The following is a 21,624-nucleotide window of genomic DNA, read 5'->3' as shown; positions in this document are numbered from 1 at the left end:
TTTGCGGAACGCTAACCGGGAAGCGGCAGGGCGGAAAGCAAAAAACCGCCCCCGAAGGGACGGTTTTGCGACGCCGGGGCACACTGGGCGACGCCTTGCTGTTCAGCTTTCCCGGAAGGCGCGGACAAAGTAGTCCGCAAGCGGTTTCACCAGATAGCCAAGCGGGGTTCGATCAGCGGTGCGGATATAGCCCTCAACCGGCATGCCGGGGATCAGAACGGTGCCCTCGGGCAGGGTCTCCAGCTGACCGGGGTTCAGTTCGATTTCGGTCCGGTAGTAGGAGAGCTTGCTGGCCTGATCCTCAAACGCATCGGCGGAGACCTGTTTCACCGAGCCGAACAGTTCCGGCGTCGAACGTTGATCCAGCGCCGGGAAGCGCAGGGTCACCGCCTGACCGACAAAGATCTGATCAACATCCGTGGGCGCCACCTGCGCGGCAATCACCAGCGGTCGGTCCTGTGGCACCAGATACAGCACCGGATCCGCCGCCCGGATCACCGAGCGGGGCGTATGCACCTGCAGGCCATAGACGATGCCGGAGACCGGCGCGGTGATATCGAGCCGCGCCAGACGGTCCTTCAGCGCGCGGCGGGTCTCGGCCAGTTCCAACTCCTGGTAGCGCAAATCACGCAGGCGGGTGATCGCCTCTTCGCGCTGCTGGGTGCCGAGTTTCAGGATCTCGATATCAATCTCGGTGATGCGCCCCTCGGCCTGCGCTTCGGTGGCGATTAACTCGCCCAGCGAGCCTTGTAGATCGGCCTCGGTCCGACGCAGGTTCAGGACGGTGCCGGCCTGCGCCAATCCACGGTCCAGCAGGGACTGCTGGTTGGCCAGTTCCTCCTCGATCAGGTTAAGCTGGGTGCGGCGCGAGGCCTGTTGGGCGCGGACACCGGTGATCTGATCCTGGATCTGGGTACGGCGCTTCTCCAGCTGATCAATCTCCCGCGCGACGGAATCTTTCCGAGCCTCGAACAGGCGGACCTGCCCCTGCATCAGATCGGCCACCTCTGGCCGGGTCTCGGACAGGTCGTGCAGTTCGGTGTCGAATTCTACCGTCTCGGCACTGTCACGTTCCGCATCAAGGCGGGCACGGCGGGCCATCAGCTCAAACAGCTGTCCTTCGGTGATGACCAGTTGAGAGCGCAGCTCCTTCGCATCCAGACGCAGCAGGACCGCGCCTTCGGCGACGGTGTCACCCTCCTCCACCAGAATTTCCTGCACGATGCCGCCATCCAGATGCTGGACAACCTGCCGGTTGCGGTCGACCTCAATCCGGCCTGAGGCGACAACCGCGCTCGGCAATCGACGTGGCCACCGACCATGTTCCAAAACCGCCAAGCAGGATCAGCACCCCAATCAGCCCGATGATCAGCGGGCGACGGGCGGACCAGGAATTGGTCTCGGGTTTGCTCTGGTTCATCGCACACCTCCCGGCGCTGCCTGTTGAATGCTCTGGTGGTTGGACACCATCTCGCGCAGCACCTTATCCTTGGGCCCGAAGGCAGTCTGAAGCCCCTGATCAATCACCAACAGCAGGTCACATTCCTGAATCGCGGCGGGGCGATGGGCCATGATCAGCACCGAATGGCCATCGGCCTTCAGCTGCTTGATCGCGCGGTTCAGAGCCACCGATCCGTCGTTGTCGAGGTTTGAATTCGGCTCATCCAGAATGACGATCACCGGATCGTCATAAAGCGCGCGGGCCAGTGCGACCCGCTGCATCTGCCCACCGGACAGCCGCCCGCCCCCGGCAGTGATATGGGTGTCATAGCCGTCAGGCAAATGCACGATCATGTCATGGGCGGCGGCTTTCTTCGCCGCGGCGACCACTTTGGCGGAATCCGGGGTGGAGGACAGGCGGGCAATGTTTTGGGCGATGGTGCCTTCGAACAGCTGCACCCGCTGTGGCAGATAGCCAATGTTCTGGCCCAGCACCTCTGGCGCGTATTGATCGAGCGACGCCCCATCCAGCCGGACAGTGCCCGCCGCAGGGCGCCAGGCCCCGGTCAGCGCCCGTGCGAGGGTGGATTTGCCCGAGCCGGACGGACCAATCACGCCAATTGCCTGTCCCGGCTGCACCCGGAAGCTGACATTGCGCAGCTGCGGGCGGTTGTCGCCGGGCGGCACCACGGCCAGGGCCTGCACCTCCAGATTGGCGGTCGGCTTGGGCAATTCGGTGCGCTCGGCCTCTTCCGGCACCTTGTCGAGCAACTCGGCAAGATTGCGCCATCCTTTGAGAGCGCGCTGCACCATGGCCCACTGACCAAGCGCCAGTTCGATTGGCGCCAGTGCTCGGCCCATCAGAATGGAGCCTGCGATCATCGCGCCCGCTGTCACCTCGTTCTGCAGCACCAGATAGGCGCCCAGACCCAGCATTGCCGATTGCAGGAACAGGCGCAGGGTCTTGGTCAGCGTGGTGAAGCCTCCCCCGACATCACTGGCGGTGACACTGTCGACCAATGCGGCGTCACGGCTAGGCCTTCCAGCGTTGAAAGGCCGCGCGGCGCATGCCCATCGACTGGATCATCTCCGCCTCGGTACGGATTTCCTCCGACATGAGATTGGCGCGGTGGCCGGACATGCCCGCCTGCATCTGCGGGCGGCGTGACAGGAACTGGTTCAGCACCGCGATGGCAATCAGAACAGCGCCGCCACCAAGGGCAAGCAGCCCCAGCCAAGGATGAAACAGGGCAATGCCAAAGAGAAAGATCGGCGTCCACGGCAGGTCGAATGCAGCCCCAAGCACCGGCGAGGCGATCAGCCGCTGTATGGCCTCAAGATCGCTGAGTCCGGTCTGGGCCACTGGATCTTGCGCCACGGCAGAACGGCGGATCATCGCATCAAACACGCGTTGGTCCAGCCCAGCCTGAAACCGCGCCCCGACACGCGCCAGAATGCGGCCCCGCGCATAGTCCAGAACCCCCATGGTGCCGTAGAGGAACACCACCAACAGCGACAGCGCAATAAGGGTCGCCACCGACCGGCTGCCCAGCACGCGATCATAGACCTGCATCATATAGAGAGGGCCTGTCAGCATCAGCATGTTCACGAAGAAACTGAAAATGCCGACCGACCAATAGAGGCCACGGCTGCGGCGACGATGCGCGCGCAGCTCCTCCAATCCGGATTTATGAGAGGTTTTCGTCATGAGAGGTCTGCAATTCCCTATCGATATGCCCTATGTATCAGCCACGCGCGCAGAAAACTGGGTCTTCACATGTTCCAAATCTGCCACAACAGTGTAAACAAGCTCAGTCTCTGACTAGGCAGAGACGAGAAACATTATAAGTGGGTCCGATATGCCCACAGCAGACAGATTGGACACCGAAGCGCATGACCTTCCCGCTGCGACCTTTTGTATTGATGGCCCTGGTAACTGTTACGTCGGCACTGGCAGGCTGTGCAACCCAAGATAGCGTCTCGCGCAACTCGGGTGAGGTGTTTGATCCCTATGAGAACACCAACCGGTCGATCCACAACTTCAACCGCGGTGTTGACCGCTTTGCCTTTCGCCCGGCTGCCAAGGGCTACGTGGCAGTTGTCCCCCCGGATATGGTGAAGAGTTTCAACAACTTCGCCGAGAACCTGTCGATGCCGGGTCAGGCGGTAAACGCGCTGCTGCAAGGCAACCTGAAGGAATCCGGCATTGCGATGTCGCGATTTGTGGTCAACACGATCTTTGGCATTGGTGGCCTTGGCGATCCGGCGTCGGATTTTAATATGCCGCGGGTGGATACGAATTTCGGCGAAACCCTGCATGTCTGGGGCGTTGGCGAAGGGGCGTATGTGGAACTGCCGTTCTTTGGCCCGTCAACCGCACGCGATGGCACCGGCATTCTGGTCGATTTCTTCACCAACCCGATCAGCTATGCTCGGCATAATCCAGCCGACAACATCGGCGTTTATGCCGAAGTGGTGCGCCGTCTGGGGGATCGTGGCACATATTCCGACACCATCGACTCGATTTTGTATGAGAGTGCAGACAGCTACGCGCAGGCGCGGCTGATCTACCTGCAAAACCGCCGTTTTGAGTTGGGCGGCGATCAAAGCGAATACGAAGGGGTCTATGGCGATCCCTATTCAGATCCGTATGAGGACATCTATGCCGAGTAATTTTCTGACCCGTCGCAGTTTTCTGGCCACTGGCGTTGCCTTTCTTGGTCTGGCTGCCCTGCCCGGCAAACTGCTTGCCCTGACCGAAGCCGGTGCACGCTCCCTTGTTGGCAGCGTCGTGGGCGATATCAACAAGGTCATTGCCTCCGGTAAGTCCGAAGGCGCGATGATCCGCGACTTTGAAAAGATCTTTGTGCGCTACGCGGATGTGAACATCATGGCGCGCTATGCCCTGGGTGTGGATGCCCGCCGTGCCAGCGCCGCGCAGATGCGGGCCTTTTCCGGTGCCTTCCAGAGCTATATCGCCCGCAAATACGGCAAGCGCTTCCGAGAGTTCATCGGCGGCTCTGTCGAGGTGCAATCCGCGCGCAAGATCAAGGCTGGCTATGAGATCAAATCACTGGCCAAGCTGCAAGGTCAGGCCCCGTTCGAGGTGACCTTCCTCGTGTCTGATAAATCCGGGCGCGACAAGTTTTACAACATGTTCATCGAAGGCGTGAACCTGCTATTGACCGAACGGACTGAGATCGGCGCCATCCTTGACCGCAACAAGGGCGACATCAACAAGCTGATCGCCGAGCTGAAGCGGTTGAGCTGAGCGGCTTACAGCGCCGCTTAGAACAGGACAAAAGAAGGGGCCAGGCGGCCCCTTTTTCATGTCAGAGTTTACGGCAGAGGCGGTACTGAGCAGCGTTTGCGTACCGCGCCGCCTTCTATCCGGTAGGTCTGATCAGTTCCCGAAGATATCGCGCAGCAGGCCATCCACCGCACGGCCCAGCTCCTGTCCGACATTGGGGCGCTGGCGGCGTTGGGGCTGCGGTTGCGGCGGCGGGGCGATGGGTTTGGGCGCAATCATCGGCAGGGGTTTGGGCGTCAGCCCGTCATGCACCCGCACCATGACCTCGCGCCAGATATCAGCGGGCAAGCCCCCACCCGTCACACCCGAGAGCGGCGTGTTGTCGTCATAGCCCATCCAGACACCGGCCACGTAGTCGGCGGTGAACCCAACGAACCAGGCATCGCGAGCGGCCTGAGTGGTGCCGGTTTTACCGGCGGCCTGCCAGCCGGGGATCTGGGCGCGGCGACCGCTGCCTTGTGAAACCACCTGCTCCATCATCCAGATCAACTCCCGCGCGGCCTTGGTCTGGATCACCCGCTCGCCCAGGCCGCCACTGGCCCCCATCATGGGTGTATTGTCACCGATCAATGTCAGCTCCGTCACCCCGTAAGGGGTCACCGATGAACCACCGTTCAGGATGCTCGGCATAGGCACCGGTCATGTCGATCAGCGTGCTTTCCGATGCGCCAAGCGCCAGCGCCGGGCCAGCGGCCAGTTCACTGTCCAGCCCGAAATCACCCGCGACGCGGCGCACCAGATCGCGGCCCACGGCCTCGGAAACCTTGACGGCCGGGATATTCAGCGAGTCGCGCAGAGCCCGCGCCAACGTCACCTCGCCATAGAATTTACGGGTGTAGTTCTTGGGACACCATTGGCCAGAACCCGGCACATTCAGGCAATATTGTGCGTCCAGAACCCGGTCGAGCGGTGAATACCCCAGCTCCAGCGCCGTGGCATAGACGAAGGGTTTGAAGGCCGAGCCGGTCTGGCGCTTGGCCTGTGTGGCGCGGTTGAACACGCCCGACACACGCGACTTGCGCCCGCCCACCATGGCGCGGACTGCGCCATCCGCGCTCATCACCACGATGGCGGCCTGTGCCTTGGAACCCTTGCGGACCTTGGTATCAAACACATGGTTCAGCGCGTCCTCGGCGGCGCGTTGCAGGCGCTGGTCGATGGTGGTGCGGATCACCACATCTTCTGTTGTCTCGCTGCCAAAGAAGTCCGGAATGGTATCCATGACCCAATCGGCAAAATACCCCCCGCACGGGCGGCAGCAGCCTCACTCAGCACAGCGGGGCTGTTCTGGGCTGAACGCATCTCAGCCGTTGTCAGATAGCCCTGCTCCTGCATCAGCCGCAGCACGGTGGCGGCACGATCCTGCGAGCGTTGCAAGTTGTTGGTCGGTGCCAGCGTTGATGGCGCAGTCAACAGACCCGCCAGCATCGCCGCCTCCGCTGCATCCACCTGATTGGCAGATTTGCCGAAATAGCGCTGCGCTGCAGCCTCCGCACCATAGGCGCCGCCCCCAAGATAGGCGCGGTTCATATAGATCGATAGGATCTCATCCTTGGTGTATTTGGCCTCCATCGCCATCGCGAAGATGGCTTCCTTGGCCTTGCGCCAAAGCGAGCCTTGGCGACAGTCGCGCTCATACGCCCGCTCGCTCTCCCATTCTGTGGGATCATAGACCACACCAAGGCAAAGCAGTTTGGCGGTTTGCTGGGTGATGGTGGAGCCGCCATGACCGGACAGCGGACCGCGGCCTTCACGCAGGTTGATGCGCACAGCACTGGCGACACCGCGGGGCGACACGCCAAAGTGGCGGTAGAACCGTTTGTCCTCAGTCGCGACGATGGCGTTCTTGAGAAAGGGCGACACGGTTTCGCTGGTGACCACGCCACCAAATTGATCTCCGCGCCAGGCAAAGACCTCACCGTTACGATCGGTCAGTGTGACGGAGCCGCGTGCGCGCCCGTCGAGCAGGGCTGAGGCGTCCGGCAGTTTCATGTAGTGATACCCCACCGCCAGCGCCACCAATGCGGTGGAGATCATGCCGACACGCCAGGTGAACCCCCACGCAAGCCGGAACGCCCAACGAAACGGGGCCAGGATCAGCGCGAGAACCCGCCCCAGCAGCGTCTTGGGCTTCTGTGGTTTGCGTGGCCCTCTGCCACCGCCCCCGCCGCCAGCTCTACCACCGGTTTTGCGCCCGCCACCGAACAGGCCAAACCAGCCGGATTTGCGCCGTGTCGTGGTGGATTTTGGCCGTGGTTTGGCCTTGCGCGCAGAGGGTTTGCCCTGCGTGCCGCGCCCCGCTGTCGCGTAGCGCTTGTCTGCGACCAGAGGTCGGCGCCGCGTTCCTTGTGCCATCTTCCAGATCCTGCCCGGTTTGCCCGTTTTGCGAACAATACCGCGTCCCATCCGGTTTGTTGAGGGGCAGTTTGACCGCAATTCCCCTCTGCAAGCCGGGTGTTTTTTAAGCGCACCAGCAAAAGACCGCCTATTTTTTCACCGTCCCGCTGCGACATCCCCCTGAAACCGCCCTCAAAACGTTCCACCGACTCGGTTCTGCGGATTTGCTGCACCTGCAAACAGTTCAGGCGCTCTCATCACGCGCCGTCATCATGACAGGGGTTCGGGGATGAAAATGATCATAGCAACCATCAAGCCGTTCAAGCTGGAGGAGGTCCGCGAAGCGCTGACATCCATCGGCGTGTCCGGGCTGATGGTCACGGAAATCAAGGGGTTCGGCGCCCAGTCAGGCCACACAGAAATTTATCGCGGTGCGGAATACGAGGTGAATTTCGTACCGAAAATGCGGCTCGATCTGGTGGTGCCCTCCGGACTCGCTGACCAAGTGGTCGACACCATCACCCAGACCGCCCGCACCGGCAAAATCGGTGACGGCAAGATCTTTGTTCTCGACGTTGAGCAGGCAATCCGCGTGCGCACCGGCGAAACCAATCACGACGCGCTGTGAAAACGCGCAAAGGAAGGAAATCCGTTATGCGTAAATCACCCCTCACCCTTGCGGCTGTGACGGCGGCGCTGGCGCTGCCCGGCCTCGCCGTTGCGCAGGAGACCGCAACCGCCGCCCCGGCCGGTGCTGCGGCAACCGACACTGTGTTTATCCTCAACTCGCTGCTGTTTCTGGTGGGCGGCTTCCTAGTCTTCTGGATGGCGGCCGGGTTTGCCATGCTGGAAGCCGGGCTTGTCCGCTCCAAGAATGTCACCATGCAGCTCACCAAGAATGTGGCGCTGTTTTCGCTCGCGGCGATCTTTTACTACCTTATAGGCTACAACCTGATGTATCCGCTGGGTACCTGGTCGATTGACGGTGTGCTGTCGGGTGTCTGGGGGCCGGGCGTGCTGGAAGCGGTCGGCATCACGGCTGAGCAGGCGGATGATTACTCCTATGCCTCCACCGGGTCTGATTTCTTCTTTCAGCTGATGTTCTGCGCGACCACGGCGTCGATTGTGTCCGGTACAATGGCGGAGCGGGTGAAGCTCTGGCCGTTCCTCGCCTTTGTCATCGTGCTGACCGCCGTGATCTACCCGCTGCAAGCGAGCTGGAAATGGGGCGGCGGCTTTCTGGATGAGATGGGATTCCTTGACTTTGCAGGCTCCACAGTGGTGCATTCCGTCGGCGGTTGGGCTGCGCTGACCGGCGCGCTGATCCTTGGCCCGCGTCTGGGAAAATACAAAGCGGGCAAAACCATCCCGATGCCGGGTTCCAATCTGGCGCTGGCCACATTGGGCACCTTCATCCTGTGGCTCGGGTGGTTCGGCTTTAACGGTGGATCGCAGCTGGCGATGGGCACCGTGGGCGATGTGGCCGATGTGAGCCGGATCTTTGCCAATACCAACGCCGCTGCGGCGGGTGGTGCGGTTGCGGCCCTGCTGCTGACCCAGCTGCTGTTCAAGAAACCCGATCTCACCATGGTGCTGAACGGCGCGCTGGCTGGCCTGGTGTCAATCACCGCTGAGCCGCTGACCCCGAGCCTTGGCATGGCGACCCTAATCGGCGCTGTTGGCGGTGTTATCGTGGTCTTCGTCGTACCGATGCTGGACAAGATGAAGATCGACGATGTGGTCGGCGCTATCCCTGTGCACCTGGTTGCCGGGATCTGGGGCACCCTTGCGGTCGTTCTGACCAACCCCGAAGCGAGCCTCGTCACCCAGCTGACCGGGATCGTGGTGATTGCGCTCTTCGTCGTGATTTCCTCCGCTGTGGTCTGGCTGATCCTGCGGGCTGTGACAGGGATCCGGGTTGGCGAAGAGGATGAGGTGAACGGGCTGGATATGGCGGAACTGGGGATGGAAGCCTATCCCGAATTCTCTCCCAGCTGATCCGACCAGATCCTGAGATATCACTGCGGCTCCCGGAAATGGGGGCCGCTTTTGTATGTGGCGCCCACCGCCTGATCTTGCCCAAAAGTCTGGGACCACGCCGCGAAAAAGCGCCCCGCTGTGGCGGAGCGCTTCATGTCATTTTGGGTTTTCTCAGCGTCAAACGCCGAGCGTCGACAATCGCCTGAGCCAGGATCGGCACAGTCTGCGTGTTCAGGCCTGCGATATTCATCCGGCTATCGCCCACCATGTAAATACCGCTGTCAGCGCGCATTTTCTCGACCATCTCAGGCGTGGTGCCAAGCAGCGAGAACATGCCACGGTGCTGCGCCAAGAAGCCAAAGCGGTCAGAGCCGGTGAGGCGCTGCAATTCATCCGCGAGCTGCTGACGCAGCGCCAGCATGCCCAGACGGGTCTCTTCCAGCTCAGCTGCCCAATCGGCGCGCAGCGCGTCATCGTTCAGGATCATTGACACCAGTCGCGCGCCGTGGTCCGGTGGGAAAGAGTAATTCTGACGGTTGAGGAAGGCCAGAGTGCCCTGGTTCAGCGCCTGCGCGCCGCCGTCCTGGGAGACCGCCATCAACAGACCGGTGCGTTCGCGGTAGATGCCGAAGTTCTTCGAACAGCTGGCCGCGATCAGGCATTCCGGCGTATTGGCAGCAACATAACGCACGCCCTGTGCGTCCTCTTCCAGCCCGTCGCCAAAGCCCTGATAGGCAATGTCGATCATCGGGATCAGGCCACGTTCGTTCAGGATGGCGACGACTTCCTGCCACTGAACCATGTTGAGGTTGGCACCGGTCGGGTTGTGGCAGCAGCCGTGCAGCAGCACCACATCGCCCTTGTTGGCGGTTTTCAGGTCCGCGATCATGCCGTCGAAATCCACGCCGCAGGTCTCGCGATCAAAATAACGGTAAGCGACGGTTTCGATGTTCAGATAGTTCAGGATCGAAATGTGGTTCGGCCAGGTCGGGTTCGACACGAATACACGCGCGCCGGGGTTGGCCATCTTGATCAGTTCAAACGCCTGACGCACAGCGCCGGTGCCACCGGGGGTGGCCGCAGCAGCGACATTGGCGCGCGCGACACTGTCGGCGAGGATCAGCTTGATCATGGCGTCGGAATAGGCCGGATCCCCGGCCAGACCGACATAAGACTTGGACGTCTGTTCTTCCCAGAGCTTATGCTCTGCCGCCTTGATGGCGCGCATCACCGGCGTCACCCCTTCGGCGTTCTTGTAGACGCCGACGCCGAGGTCGATTTTGCTGTCGCGCGGATCGTCGCGATACATCTGCATCAGCGCCAGGATCTTATCCGCTGGCTGGGCTTTGAGGGTTTCGAACATCAGGCTTCTCCGGTTGCAACGGGCAGTGTCGGGAAGGCGCCCCACTCCGTCCAGGAACCGTCATAGAGCGCATGATCGGTCTTGCCGAAACGCTCCATAGCGAGGCTGAGGACAGCAGCGGTGACACCTGACCCACAGGTGGTGATGGCTGGTTTGCTGAGATCGACGCCGGCCTGCTCAAACACCGCGCGCAGAGCGTCCGGCGATTTCATGGTCTGATCAGCGTTCAATAGCTCCGTATAGGGCACGTTCCGGGACCCGGGGATGTGACCTGCACGCAGGCCTTCGCGAGGTTCGGCCACGGCACCCTGAAAGCGCTCTGCCGCGCGGGCGTCGATAATCTCGTGATCGCCCAGCTTGGCGGCGGAGGAGACCTGTGTCACATCCCGCAAGAGGTGGTTCTGCACCCGCACGGTCATATGGCGGTCGCGGATCACCGGCGGCAGATCCTCAACCGGATTGCCCTCGGCCTGCCATTTCGGCAAACCGCCATCCAGAACCGCGATATTGGTCTGCCCCATCAGACGGAACAGCCACCACACCCGCGCCGCAGAGCGCAGACCGGTGCCGTCATAGACCACAACCTGATGGCCATCGCCGACCCCCATGGCCCGCAAGCGGGACATGAATTTCTCCACCGGTGGGACCATATGCGGCAGGTCGGAGCGATTGTCAGCGATATCATCAATGTCAAAGAAGCGCGCGCCGGGGATATGGGCCGCAGCGTATTCAGCTTTGGGGTCGCGCCCCTCTTGCGGCATATACCACGAGGCATCGAGGATCCGCAGATCGGGGTCCTTCAGATGCGCAGCAAGCCAGTCTGTCGACACAAGCGTTTTAGGATCGTCCAACGTTACCGTCTCCCCTCATATGTGCTGAGGCATCCGTACAACCGTGCGGGCAGAGTCGCAAGGGACGCCGGAGCCGTAGCGCAACAATCTGTCTCACGGGTCAGCCTGTGTTACCCTACAGGCCCTGAAACGGCGTTCGTTAGCGGACCACCCGCAGGCGGGGCAGCTGATCGACCTTGGCGTTGGCCTGCGGTATCTCAGCGGGGTGCGCCTTGCCAGCCGGAAACCGATCGGCAAAGGACAACGCGGCGCGGATCACATGGGGATCCATCCAGCCGCCGGTCAGATCCGCAACCGCGTCCCGCGCGGCCGGGGTGTCATCACGGCGCATGTGGTGGATCATGCGCAGAAACGCCGCCTCATCCGCTGTCACCACTGTACGTGTTTCCAGTGTCAGCGCGTCATGCCCCACGTAGTGATCACCACGCAGGTCATAGAGGCAACGCACCACCTTGAACAGCGCATGGGCCACAGCCAGCCCGAATGTATCCCCCCAGCGTTCTGACGCACTGCGATAGGCCAACTGCCAGGCCTGGCTCTGCGGCGTCTGAAGACAGGTGTTGAAATGGCGCAGCTGCGGCAGCAGGGCCACCTCAAACGCATCAAGCCCAAGATCTGCCAGCGCGGCCTCTCCCGGTGAGACGGTTGCGGCGGCGAGTGCGGCGGGCAGAGATTGCGCGGGGGTCTGCGGCTCAGAAATCGGCACGGGAGTCATCCTCTTTCAAACGGGAACACGAAGGATGCCGGGCCTGACCGAGGGATGAGTCTGCTGGGTGCGGCTTATCTGACCTATTCAGTCAGATATTGCAACGCTCTGCTGTGGCTTGCAGCGGTTGTCGCTGCGATACCTCGGTAGATGGGATCACTCATGCCTCCGTGACGGAGCCACGCAGCAGATATACCGAAGGTTGCTTAGCTGTTCGCGGATCAGCTGTGGTCTTTCAGCAGGCGCTGCTTCTGACGTGACCAATCGCGCTTGGCCTCCGTCTCGCGCTTGTCGTGGTTCTTCTTGCCCTTGGCGATGCCGATTTTGATCTTGGCCAGCCCGCGATGATTGAAATACATCACCAGCGGCACCAGGGTCATGCCCTTGCGCTGTGTTGCATTCCAAAGGGTCGACAGCTCCTTGCGGGACACCAGAAGCTTACGGCGACGGCGCTCTTCATGCTTGAACATCTTCGCCTGTTCATAAGGCGCGATGTAAGAGTTCACCAACCAAAGCTCGCCATCATCAACCGTTGCGTAGCTCTCGGCGATATTGGTGCCACCCACGCGCAGGGATTTGACCTCGGACCCTTCCAGAAGGATCCCGCACTCCAGATCGTCTTCAATCGCGTAATCAAACCGCGCGCGGCGGTTTTCTGCGATCACTTTGTAGTTCGGGTCTGATTTTTGCTTGGCCATGGGGCGCAGATGTAAGGTGCCGGAGACAGAGGTGCAAGATGGTGATGCAGATGAGAGGCCAACCTCAGGCCACCTGACGGCGATTGCTGCGCATCAGGGTGAAGCCACCGCTGACCACAATGACAGCGCTGCCGATCAGGGTCCACATATCCGGACGTTCATGGAAGACCACCACCCCCAGCACCATGGCAAAGATCAGCCGGGTGTAGCGGAACGGCGCCACGACAGAAATTTCACCAACCCGCATGGCCCCGGTCAGGGCCTGATAGGCCACCACCCCCACCAGTGTTGCGGCAACCAAATCAATGGTGGTCTCTATATCCGGCATCGCCATCGGCGCCCCAAAAGGCAACGCGATCAGCCCCGCCACCACCAGCATGGCAAAACCCGCAAGCCCCAGATGCGCATTCGACAGCCCCGCTGGCGCTGCCCGCGTGGCCAGATCGCGCCCGGCAAACCCCAATGTTCCCGCCACCGCAAAAAGTGAGGCCAGTTCAAACCCGCTCGCCCCCGGACGCAGGATCATCAGCACGCCGATGAACCCCGCCGCAATCGCCAGCCAGCGGCGCAGGCCCACATGCTCGCCAAAAAATACCACCGCCCCGGCGGAGACCACCAGCGGCGTCGCCTGCAAAATGGCAGAGGCCGAGGACAACGGTGTCAGCGCGATCGCCAGCGTGAAGCAAAGCCGCCCCGCAACCTCCGCAACCGAGCGCACCAGCAGCGCGCGCGTGCAGAACACCGGGTTCCACAGGCGATGCCCCTGCGCACGCGCCACAATTGCAAAAATCACCATGCCGCCTGCGCCGAACAGGATCAGGATCTGGCCCACAGGCAGACTGCGGGCGGCGGATTTGATGAACATGTCTTCCAGCGCGAAGGCCGCCATGGCCAGCACCATCAGGAGGCTGCCGCGCAGTGTATCCATGGATCAAATCGCTTTCCTAAAGGGCCGGAAAATGCACCGGCGATGGGTCATAGAAGGTCGGTATTCGCACGTTCCCCAAGGCTTCAACTGCGGTGCGCAATGGTGCAAGCATTAGGCAGACCGCGACTACGGAACAAGCCACATAGCTGCGGCGAATTGATCCGCCAGAACAGCCTAGTCAGTGCGACCCACACGACGATAGTGATGCATGTTCAGGAATGCTGCCCCACTGTCGCCGCTGCGGTACCCATGCGGCTGATCGGCCGCGAACCGCAACCCCTGGCCGGTCTCCAGCGGTACCCAGCTGCCATCCCGCAGCACCTCCATGGCGCCCTCCAGCACAAAGACCTCTTCGGTGACGCCGGTATCATGGGGCTGCGACTGATGCGATTGGCCGGGTCGCAGGCTGACATGAAAGGTCTCCGCCCCCAGCACAGGATCGAAGGGGAACACCATTTTCACCGCGATAGAACCGGGGAACTGCACAGAGCGAAAGCTGCGGCCACTGCTGCCTTCAGGCTGCGAGGCTTCACCGATCAGCGCTGTCAGAGGCAGATGAAACCCTTTGGCGATCTTCCACAGCGTCGCAATTGTCGGACTTGATTCGCCTCGTTCGATCTGGCCCAGCATCGCCTTGCTAACACCCGTGATCTCAGCCGCTTTGGACAGGCTGAGCCCCGCGCCCTGACGAATGTCCCGCAAATTCAGAGTGATGCCCGCTTCGCTCATTGTGCTGCCCGTCGCTTTTCTGTCGGTCACACGGCGTTTCAAGCCGCCGCTCAAAAAACACTTGTGCGCTATAACGCACAAGCATTACTGTGCGCTATAACGTACGCCCCTCCGATCTCTAGCGGATCCGTCACCTCAGGAAAACCCGGATGCTCAGTTCCTTGAAACTCTCGCATATCGTTGCAGGCGCGGTTGCCGTGTTGGTGGGCTACACCGGGTCTGTCGCGATCATCTTTCAGGCGATTGAGGCCTCCGGCGCCAGTCAGGCACAGGCCAACAGCTGGATGCTGGCGCTGGGGCTTGGCATGGGGCTGACCAGCCTTGCGCTGTCACTGATGTACCGAATGCCGATCCTGACCGCCTGGTCCACGCCGGGTGCTGCTCTGCTCGCTGTGAGTCTGACAGATGTGCCCTTGAGCGATGCGATTGGCGCGTTTCTGTTCTGCGCTGCCCTTCTGATCCTCACCGGGGTGACCGGCTGGTTTGCCGCGCTGTCCCGGCTGATCCCGGATGCGCTGGCAAATGCCATGCTGGCCGGGTTGTTGTTCCCTTTTGGTCTGGCGGCCTTCAGCGCGGTTCAATCCGACACCGCTTTGGTCGCGGCCATGGCGGTCACCTTTGTGGCCGGACGGCGATTGTTTGCACGCTATACCATCCCGGCTGTGCTAGCTGTGGGCATCCTGTGGTGCCTTGGCGATGGCAGTTTCACCCACTCTGCCTCATTGGATCTGACGATGGCTGAGCCGGTCTTTATGATGCCGAGTTTCTCACTGCCGGTACTGATCGGGGTTGGTCTGCCGCTTTATATCGTCACCATGTCCTCGCAGAATATGCCCGGCGTGGTCACGCTGAAGGCCGCAGGCTATGCGCCACCGGTCTCCGCCAGCCTGATCGTGACTGGTGCCGCCTCGTTCGTGCTCGCGCCCTTTGGTGGGTTTGCCTTCAACCTCGCCGCCATCACCGCCGCCATCGGTTGCGGACCGGAGGCGGATGAAAACCCCAAGACCCGCTACATGGCCGGGGTGATGACGGGGGTGTTTTACATCCTCGTCGGGCTTGGCGGTGCAACGGTCATCAGCCTGTTCCTGATCGCCCCCACGGCGCTGATTGCCACTGTGGCAGGGCTTGCGCTTCTGTCGACCATCGGCAACAGCCTCTCGGCGGCACTGGCGGATGCACGGGGGCGCGACGCGGCCCTGATCACCTTCATGGTCACGGTGTCCGGCGTCAGCTTCTTTGGAATTGGCGCTGCGTTCTGGGCGCTTGTGGTGGGTATTGCCGTGAATCACCTGATCACACCCCCGCCACCAAACACGGCAACAGCGGGCACTGCCGCGAATCCGGCCCGACCATGATCCGCCAAAGCCTGCAAAATATCGCAGAAACCACCAGATAATTACCGCAGACAGCCCCGACATGTTGCCTTTGTTGCGCAAATCGTGTCCCTGAGGGGCAAAGACAAGGGAACCAGCCAGATGCCAATGTACCGATCCAGAACCTCCACCCATGGCCGCAACATGGCTAAGCGCACGCGGCCTGTGGCGCGCCACAGGCATGACAGACGATGATTTCGGCAAGCCGATCATCGCCATCGTCAATTCCTTCACCCAGTTCGTGCCCGGTCACGTCCACCTGAAGGACCTGGGCCAGATGGTCGCCCGCGAAGTTGAAGCGGTCGGCGGTGTCGCGAAGGAGTTCAACACCATCGCGGTAGATGACGGTATCGCCATGGGCCATGACGGTATGCTCTACTCCCTGCCCTCCCGCGAGGTGATTGCCGACAGCGTCGAATATATGGTCAACGCCCATTGTGCCGACGCCATGGTCTGCATCTCCAATTGCGACAAGATCACGCCGGGGATGCTGATGGCCGCCATGCGCCTCAATATTCCGGCGATCTTCGTCTCCGGTGGCCCTATGGAAGCTGGCAAGATCGACATCGCCGATCTCGACATGAAAAAGATCGACCTGGTGGACGCCATGGTTGCCGCCGCCAGCGACACGATGACCGATGAGCAAGTGCAGCACATCGAGGAAAACGCATGCCCGACCTGCGGGTCCTGCTCCGGCATGTTTACCGCGAACTCGATGAACTGCTTGGCCGAAGCGCTGGGTCTGGCGCTGCCGGGCAATGGCTCAACCCTCGCCACCCATGCCGACCGCAAGCATCTGTTCCTGGAAGCAGGCCGCAAGATCGTCGACATCACCAAGCGCCACTACGTGGGCGAGGAAAAAGGCCTGCTGCCGCGTGAGATCGCGACCTTTGATGCGTTTGAGAACGCCATGAGCCTCGATATCGCCATGGGCGGCTCCACCAATACCGTGCTGCACCTGCTGGCAATCGCCAATGAGGGCAAGGTTGATTTCACCATGACCGACATGGACCGCCTCAGCCGCAAGGTCCCCTGCCTGTGCAAGGTCGCACCGAATATCGAGAATGTGCATATGGAAGACGTCCATCGCGCCGGTGGCATCTTCTCCATCCTCGGCGAGTTGAGCCGTGCGGGCCTATTGCACAATGAATGCAGCACCGTGCATTCCAGCACCATGGGTGAAGCGATCGCCAAATGGGACATCAAGGTCGCCAACAACCCCGACGCCGAAGCGCTGTTCAAAGCTGCCCCGGGTGGCGTGCGCACCACCGAAGCCTTTTCGCAGTCCAATCGCTACAAAGAGCTGGACACCGACCGCGAGGGGGGCGTTATCCGCTCAAAAGACCATGCTTTCAGCCAGGATGGTGGTCTGGCGGTGCTGTTCGGGAATATCGCGCGTGACGGCTGCATCGTGAAAACCGCCGGTGTGGATGAAAACATCCTGAAATTCACCGGTTCCGCCTATGTCTGTGAAAGCCAGGATCAGGCGGTGAACGACATCCTGACCAGCAAGGTGAAAGAGGGCGACGTGGTGGTGATCCGCTATGAGGGTCCGCGCGGCGGCCCCGGGATGCAGGAAATGCTCTACCCGACCTCCTACCTGAAATCAAAGGGCCTCGGCAAAGCCTGTGCGCTCTTGACCGATGGCCGTTTCTCCGGCGGCACCTCGGGCCTGTCGATTGGGCATGTCTCACCTGAGGCGGCAGAGGGTGGCACCATCGGGCTCGTCCAACAGGGTGACACCATCGAAATCGACATCCCCAACCGCACCATCCATCTTGCGGTCTCGGACGAAGAACTGGCCGCACGCCGCGCCGCTCAGGACGCAGCGGGCTGGAAACCGGTAAAGCCGCGCAAACGCAAAGTCTCCACCGCGCTCAAGGCCTATGCGCTGCTGGCTACATCAGCCGCCAAAGGCGCCGTGCGCGCCCTGCCTGACGACGAATAATCGACGCTGTCAGGTACTCCGCATTGAAGGCCCCGGCATCTTGGATGTCGGGGCTTTTTCTATCATAGGAGACGGACCCTATTCGACACACCGCAGCATCGCTGGAGATCCGACATGACCATTTGGCGCCCCGCCCAAACCATTCGCGTGAAAACCATTGGTCTGCCCTGGCGCAAAGGCCATTTTCTCGCGGCGGAGGTTCCCGATGACAGTGGCCGAACCAAAGGTGTCCGCCCTCTGGGGGGCACGGTTGAATTTGGCGAGACCTGGCAACAGGCGCTGCAACGGGAGTTTCAGGAGGAGCTCGGTGTGGAGATCACCATCATCGGCGCGCCGGTGGTACTGGAAAACATCTATCAGCACGAAGGCCAGACCGGTCATGAGATCATCTTCGCCGCGCAGGTCACCTGGCCAGAGACCCCGCATCTGGCAGGCGATACAATTGAGTTTTTCGAAGACAACGGTCTGAAATGTATCGCCAGATGGTTTCACCCTGATACACTGGAGGCCGACAGGACAGAGCTGTTTCCAACCGGATTAAAAGCGCATCTGCAAGATCTGGGATCCCCGACCCGCGCATAAGGCACGAACCCCCTCACCTTTCCCGAAATACTCCCGCCGGAGGCGCGCCGCGCCAGCGGCGCCAGGCCCAACCGGGTCAGATCATGTCAATGATCGCCACCCCGGGCGGGAGCATCGCGCGGCTTGGGATCACTCACCCAATTTGGCGTGCACCTCATCAAGGTCGATCTCACCCACCGGCATCTTGTTGGCGGGGTTTTCGAAGTCATATTTGAACACTTCAAAATCCCGCTTATAGATTTCATAAATCAGATGCATCGACAGATCGTCGAAATAGTCTTCGACCGGGTGGGCGCGTTTGGGGCCGTGGCCTTCGCTTTCGTTGAAACGGGGGATCTGGGTCAGATCTACCTGATGCGGGGTCTCGATCGCGTCCAGCACATCCTGCATGCCCTCGTTGAAGGCTTCGGTCCAGATCACCTTGTCGTACCGGCCACCATTGCAGATGAAGGTCGAGACATGGCCCGACGTGGCCGACCAGTGGATGTCCGGCTCCATCGGGCGGCGAAACTTCACCGTGTCTCGGACAAACAGCAGGAAACGGCGGAAGCTCTTGATCTGATCAAACGGCTCTTTGCCGTCGTCGCCGCCCACGTCAATCCCGTAGTCGTAGGTGAGCCGCGGCACCAGATTGCCCCGGTAACGTTTGCCATTGCGCTGAATGCCGCAAATCTTGTCGAAGAAGGAACTCAGCACGCGGGTGTAAGGGTTGCGCACGCAGGTAAATGCGTAGGATTTCTGCGCCTGAACATTGCTGGTGATCAACGGCTGGCTGTCAGGCAGCGCCCATTTGTGCAGACCGCCCTTGGCATCGTGAATATCACCGTCAAAGAACTGCCCGTGGTCGGAGTAATACATGATCTGGCCGATGGTGGAGCAGGCACATTTGGGCACCACGCGATAGACCACGCTTTCGCTCTCCGTCATCCAGGTGCCTGGAAATCCCATCTGTCTCTCCCCGTCCCCATGCGCCGCAATTGGCGCCACGTACGACTCTAGTCGTTAAAAGCGAAATAATGCGGTTTATTCAGTGAGAATTCGTCAGTATCAAGGAAACAATCAATCAAAATACGACACCGGGGCGCTGTCATGGCAAAAATCGCATATGTTCTGCTGTGCCATAAAGACCCAGAGGCGATTATTCAGCAGGCCGAGCGACTAACCGCAGCCGGTGACTATATGGCGATCCACTTCGATGGGCGCTCTCCGGCCAGCGATTATCAGCAGATCCGCACGGCCCTGAAGGACAATCCCAACATCTGCTTTGCCCGCAAGCGGGTCAAATGCGGCTGGGGGGAATGGTCGCTGGTTCAGGCAACGCTCTACGCGCTGGAAAGCGCGGTCGCCACCTTCCGGCGGGCGACACATTTCTACATGGTGTCGGGCGACTGCATGGCGATCAAGACCGCGGAATATGCCCATCAGCTGCTGGACAGCCGGGATTGTGACTATATCGAGAGTTTTGATTTCTTTGAAAGCAACTGGATCAAGACCGGCATGAAAGAGGACCGGCTGATCTATCGCCATGTCTTCAACGAACGCAAAAACAAGCGCCTCTTCGATCTGAGCCACAGCCTGCAGAAGCGCCTAGGCCTGACCCGCGCCCTGCCTGAGGACATGCAGATCCAGATCGGCAGCCAATGGTGGTGCTTGCGTCGTCGCACCGTCGAGTGGATCCTGTCCTTCCTGAGTGAGCGGCGCGATGTGCTGCGGTTTTTCCGCACCACCTGGATCCCGGATGAGACCTTCTTTCAGACCCTGGTGCGTCACCTGGTCCCCACGAAGGAGATCGAAAGCCGCACGCTGACGTTGCTGATGTTCTCGGACTACGGGATGCCGGTGCAGTTCTACAATGATCACTACGACATGCTGATGGGGCAGGATTTCCTCTTTGCCCGCAAGATCAGCCCCGAAGCGCAGGAGCTGAAATCCCGTCTTGGCGCGCTGTATGCCGAGCAGGGTGTTGAATTTCAGATTTCGAACGAAGGGCGCAATCTTTATGGGTTTCTAACCAAACGCGGGCGCAACGGGCTGCGCTTTGCCCCCCGGTTCTGGGAAACCGAAAGTACGCTGGGGCGCAATCGCGAACTGCTGATCATCAGCTGTAAGAAATGGCATGTCGCCAAGCGCCTGATTGAGCGGCTGCGCGAGGTCAGCAACGTCCCGGCCCTGGCCTATCTCTTTGACGAGGAAGGCACCGACATGCCCGATCTTGGCGGCATCGAGGCGACGCTCTGGAAGCGCACGCGCCACCGTCGCGCACTGGTGCGGATGTTGTTTGATTACTATGAAACTGACCGCCTGGTGATCTGCCTTGATCCGTCAGCGTTGGAGCTGATGCAGGATTTCTGTGCGGATCGGGCCATCACGCGCATCCTGCAGATCGAATGCAGTCTCAGCGACGACTACTTAACCGGCCATGCCGAGCGCATCGGGCTGGCTGGCCAACAGACCGCCACCGCCGCGCTGGAACGGTTGCTGCCGACCATTCGCAACGATATCCAGCACGAATCCGACCGTATCCGCGATGTTGGGTTTGACCACCACAGCCTGATCCGCGAAAGCGACAGTGATGAGCAGATCGCCGAACAGCTGATGCCGTTTCTGGCGTTGGATCATGAGGCCGCCCTGACACTCGCGCGGACCGAGCATCTCTTCTCTGACTAGTGCAACCCTACCATCAGGCCGCCCCGGTCTGGTGTTATGGTCCGCGCGCGGTTGGTTACTTCTGTTTCCAGCTGTCCAGCCAGCGCCGGAACCGGCCACGCCGCTCTGACAGCGCATCCCCTGCGGCATAAAGGCTGTCTTCGACATTCTCGACCATTGGGTCGATGCGTGCACGGCGGAAGCGGCGCCAGCGCACATAAAGCGCCCAGATCACCGCCGCCAACATGGTCAGGAAGATGATGTTGAACCAATTCACCTGGCTATACTCCGGCCCGCTCACAGGCTTCACCGCAACCGCATTCGGGAAGATAGACAGAAATTCATTGCGCCAGCCATAGTGGCGCAGCAGCACCCACTGCGGATCAGCCTTGGTGGAGGCGAGATCGGTCAGCTCGGCCTGCAGGTTGGAGCTGTCCAGCTTGAAATAGGGCGGCCAGCCCCAGCCGGTGTCCTCGTTGCGATAAACGATGGGGCGGCCATTGGGCAGGAACGCCTCCACGAAGCGAACATCGCGATTGACGCTGGTCGCGCTTTCCTGTGCCGTGTCCTGCTGCGCCCAGAAAATCGAGTTTTCGCCGAAATCCACCCGGCGCACCTCAGTCTTGACCACGCGCACCACATCATTCTGCGGCAGCGTGTAATGCAGAAAGGCCCCTGCCAGCAGCCAGATGGTGAGAATGAACACCCATTTGATATAACGCATCTCAGCGAC

15 protein-coding genes and 4 pseudogenes are annotated in these 21,624 nt (G+C 60.9%); 8 read left to right on the top strand and 11 right to left on the bottom strand.

Going from position 1 to position 21,624, the window contains the following annotated elements:
• Positions 1-102 precede the first annotated feature (102 nt).
• Together L0Z65_RS17100 and L0Z65_RS17095 are read right to left on the bottom strand one after the other, a co-directional pair.
• Positions 103-1,420, bottom strand: a pseudogene (locus tag L0Z65_RS17100) (HlyD family type I secretion periplasmic adaptor subunit).
• A pseudogene (locus L0Z65_RS17095) lies at positions 1,417-3,148 on the bottom strand (type I secretion system permease/ATPase). The pseudogenes L0Z65_RS17100 and L0Z65_RS17095 overlap by 4 nt, the downstream one beginning before the upstream one ends.
• 185 nt (positions 3,149-3,333) lie before the next feature.
• On the opposite strand from L0Z65_RS17095, the gene L0Z65_RS17090 reads away from it, so the two are divergent.
• Both L0Z65_RS17090 and L0Z65_RS17085 read left to right on the top strand, forming a co-directional pair.
• Positions 3,334-4,113: a VacJ family lipoprotein gene (locus tag L0Z65_RS17090; protein ID WP_096872584.1), complete on the top strand. Its 780-nt coding sequence runs from the start codon at positions 3,334-3,336 to the stop codon at positions 4,111-4,113.
• Positions 4,103-4,711 (top strand): phospholipid-binding protein MlaC, encoded by a 609-nt coding sequence (locus L0Z65_RS17085; RefSeq protein ID WP_096872585.1) that lies wholly within the window; start codon positions 4,103-4,105, stop codon positions 4,709-4,711. Before L0Z65_RS17090 ends, L0Z65_RS17085 begins: the two co-directional genes overlap by 11 nt.
• Before the next feature lie 132 nt (positions 4,712-4,843).
• Here the strand turns inward: L0Z65_RS17085 and L0Z65_RS17080 are convergent.
• Positions 4,844-7,105: pseudogene (locus tag L0Z65_RS17080) on the bottom strand (transglycosylase domain-containing protein).
• Positions 7,106-7,376: 271 nt separating this feature from the next.
• On the opposite strand from L0Z65_RS17080, the gene L0Z65_RS17075 reads away from it, so the two are divergent.
• Entirely contained in the window at positions 7,377-7,715 is a 339-nt protein-coding gene (locus tag L0Z65_RS17075) for a P-II family nitrogen regulator (RefSeq protein WP_024095995.1), read from the top strand.
• Positions 7,716-7,741: 26 nt separating this feature from the next.
• Positions 7,742-9,085 (top strand): ammonium transporter, encoded by a 1,344-nt coding sequence (locus tag L0Z65_RS17070; protein WP_405109457.1) that lies wholly within the window; start codon positions 7,742-7,744, stop codon positions 9,083-9,085.
• Between the two features lie 133 nt (positions 9,086-9,218).
• Here the strand turns inward: L0Z65_RS17070 and L0Z65_RS17065 are convergent, their stop codons facing one another.
• The 6 genes from L0Z65_RS17065 to L0Z65_RS17040 all read right to left on the bottom strand — a co-directional run bounded on the left by L0Z65_RS17065 (position 9,219) and on the right by L0Z65_RS17040 (position 14,342).
• Positions 9,219-10,430: an aromatic amino acid transaminase gene (locus tag L0Z65_RS17065; RefSeq protein WP_405109454.1), complete on the bottom strand. Its 1,212-nt coding sequence runs from the start codon at positions 10,428-10,430 to the stop codon at positions 9,219-9,221.
• Positions 10,430-11,281 (bottom strand): 3-mercaptopyruvate sulfurtransferase, encoded by an 852-nt coding sequence (sseA, locus tag L0Z65_RS17060; protein ID WP_040174456.1) that lies wholly within the window; start codon positions 11,279-11,281, stop codon positions 10,430-10,432. The genes L0Z65_RS17065 and sseA overlap by 1 nt, the downstream gene beginning before the upstream one ends.
• A 139-nt stretch (positions 11,282-11,420) precedes the next feature.
• Complete coding sequence (locus L0Z65_RS17055; RefSeq protein WP_405109451.1) at positions 11,421-11,996, bottom strand: hypothetical protein; 576 nt, start codon at positions 11,994-11,996, stop codon at positions 11,421-11,423.
• A gap of 212 nt (positions 11,997-12,208) precedes the next feature.
• Positions 12,209-12,685, bottom strand: a complete 477-nt coding sequence (smpB, locus tag L0Z65_RS17050; RefSeq protein ID WP_040174459.1) for an SsrA-binding protein SmpB — start codon at positions 12,683-12,685, stop codon at positions 12,209-12,211.
• A gap of 64 nt (positions 12,686-12,749) precedes the next feature.
• Entirely contained in the window at positions 12,750-13,613 is an 864-nt protein-coding gene (locus tag L0Z65_RS17045; RefSeq protein ID WP_405109447.1) for a DMT family transporter, read from the bottom strand.
• Between the two features lie 174 nt (positions 13,614-13,787).
• Positions 13,788-14,342, bottom strand: coding sequence for a helix-turn-helix domain-containing protein (locus tag L0Z65_RS17040; RefSeq protein ID WP_096789847.1), 555 nt, complete (start codon positions 14,340-14,342; stop codon positions 13,788-13,790).
• A 149-nt stretch (positions 14,343-14,491) separates the two neighbouring features.
• Here L0Z65_RS17040 and L0Z65_RS17035 point away from each other — a divergent pair, with 149 nt between their 5' ends.
• From L0Z65_RS17035 to L0Z65_RS17025, 3 genes and pseudogenes are all read left to right on the top strand, one after another.
• A complete protein-coding gene (locus tag L0Z65_RS17035; RefSeq protein ID WP_405109444.1) occupies positions 14,492-15,697 on the top strand; it encodes a benzoate/H(+) symporter BenE family transporter in 1,206 nt (401 codons plus the stop codon).
• A 120-nt stretch (positions 15,698-15,817) separates the two neighbouring features.
• Positions 15,818-17,663: pseudogene (gene ilvD, locus L0Z65_RS17030) on the top strand (dihydroxy-acid dehydratase).
• 114 nt (positions 17,664-17,777) lie between these two features.
• Positions 17,778-18,245, top strand: a complete 468-nt coding sequence (locus L0Z65_RS17025) for an NUDIX hydrolase (protein ID WP_102896288.1) — start codon at positions 17,778-17,780, stop codon at positions 18,243-18,245.
• A gap of 129 nt (positions 18,246-18,374) precedes the next feature.
• Here L0Z65_RS17025 and L0Z65_RS17020 read toward each other — a convergent pair whose 3' ends face one another.
• On the bottom strand, positions 18,375-19,193 hold the full coding sequence (locus tag L0Z65_RS17020) for a sulfotransferase family protein (RefSeq protein WP_040174472.1): 819 nt from the start codon (positions 19,191-19,193) through the stop codon (positions 18,375-18,377).
• A 141-nt stretch (positions 19,194-19,334) separates the two neighbouring features.
• Here L0Z65_RS17020 and L0Z65_RS17015 point away from each other — a divergent pair, with 141 nt between their 5' ends.
• Positions 19,335-20,912, top strand: coding sequence for a DUF5928 domain-containing protein (locus L0Z65_RS17015; RefSeq protein ID WP_040174474.1), 1,578 nt, complete (start codon positions 19,335-19,337; stop codon positions 20,910-20,912).
• 55 nt (positions 20,913-20,967) lie between these two features.
• On the opposite strand, the gene L0Z65_RS17010 is transcribed toward L0Z65_RS17015, so the two are convergent.
• A complete protein-coding gene (locus L0Z65_RS17010; protein WP_405109439.1) occupies positions 20,968-21,615 on the bottom strand; it encodes a DUF1523 family protein in 648 nt (215 codons plus the stop codon).
• Positions 21,616-21,624 lie beyond the last annotated feature (9 nt).

The sequence above is a fragment of the Phaeobacter sp. BS52 genome (assembly GCF_045040595.1).
Taxonomy (GTDB): domain Bacteria; phylum Pseudomonadota; class Alphaproteobacteria; order Rhodobacterales; family Rhodobacteraceae; genus Phaeobacter; species Phaeobacter piscinae.
This window is presented reverse-complemented; position numbering and strand designations above follow the sequence as displayed.

What these genes read in the sequence shown, in the direction of transcription:
- L0Z65_RS17090 (WP_096872584.1), top strand. Translation starts at nt 3,334, where the DNA reads ATGACCTTCCCGCTGCGACCTTTTGTATTGATGGCCCTGGTAACTGTT.
- L0Z65_RS17085 (WP_096872585.1), top strand. Translation starts at nt 4,103, where the DNA reads ATGCCGAGTAATTTTCTGACCCGTCGCAGTTTTCTGGCCACTGGCGTT.
- L0Z65_RS17075 (WP_024095995.1), top strand. Translation starts at nt 7,377, where the DNA reads ATGAAAATGATCATAGCAACCATCAAGCCGTTCAAGCTGGAGGAGGTC.
- L0Z65_RS17070 (WP_405109457.1), top strand. Translation starts at nt 7,742, where the DNA reads ATGCGTAAATCACCCCTCACCCTTGCGGCTGTGACGGCGGCGCTGGCG.
- L0Z65_RS17065 (WP_405109454.1), bottom strand. Translation starts at nt 10,430, where the DNA reads ATGTTCGAAACCCTCAAAGCCCAGCCAGCGGATAAGATCCTGGCGCTG.
- L0Z65_RS17055 (WP_405109451.1), bottom strand. Translation starts at nt 11,996, where the DNA reads ATGACTCCCGTGCCGATTTCTGAGCCGCAGACCCCCGCGCAATCTCTG.
- smpB (WP_040174459.1), bottom strand. Translation starts at nt 12,685, where the DNA reads ATGGCCAAGCAAAAATCAGACCCGAACTACAAAGTGATCGCAGAAAAC.
- L0Z65_RS17045 (WP_405109447.1), bottom strand. Translation starts at nt 13,613, where the DNA reads ATGGATACACTGCGCGGCAGCCTCCTGATGGTGCTGGCCATGGCGGCC.
- L0Z65_RS17040 (WP_096789847.1), bottom strand. Translation starts at nt 14,342, where the DNA reads ATGAGCGAAGCGGGCATCACTCTGAATTTGCGGGACATTCGTCAGGGC.
- L0Z65_RS17035 (WP_405109444.1), top strand. Translation starts at nt 14,492, where the DNA reads ATGCTCAGTTCCTTGAAACTCTCGCATATCGTTGCAGGCGCGGTTGCC.
- L0Z65_RS17025 (WP_102896288.1), top strand. Translation starts at nt 17,778, where the DNA reads ATGACCATTTGGCGCCCCGCCCAAACCATTCGCGTGAAAACCATTGGT.
- L0Z65_RS17020 (WP_040174472.1), bottom strand. Translation starts at nt 19,193, where the DNA reads ATGGGATTTCCAGGCACCTGGATGACGGAGAGCGAAAGCGTGGTCTAT.
- L0Z65_RS17015 (WP_040174474.1), top strand. Translation starts at nt 19,335, where the DNA reads ATGGCAAAAATCGCATATGTTCTGCTGTGCCATAAAGACCCAGAGGCG.
- L0Z65_RS17010 (WP_405109439.1), bottom strand. Translation starts at nt 21,615, where the DNA reads ATGCGTTATATCAAATGGGTGTTCATTCTCACCATCTGGCTGCTGGCA.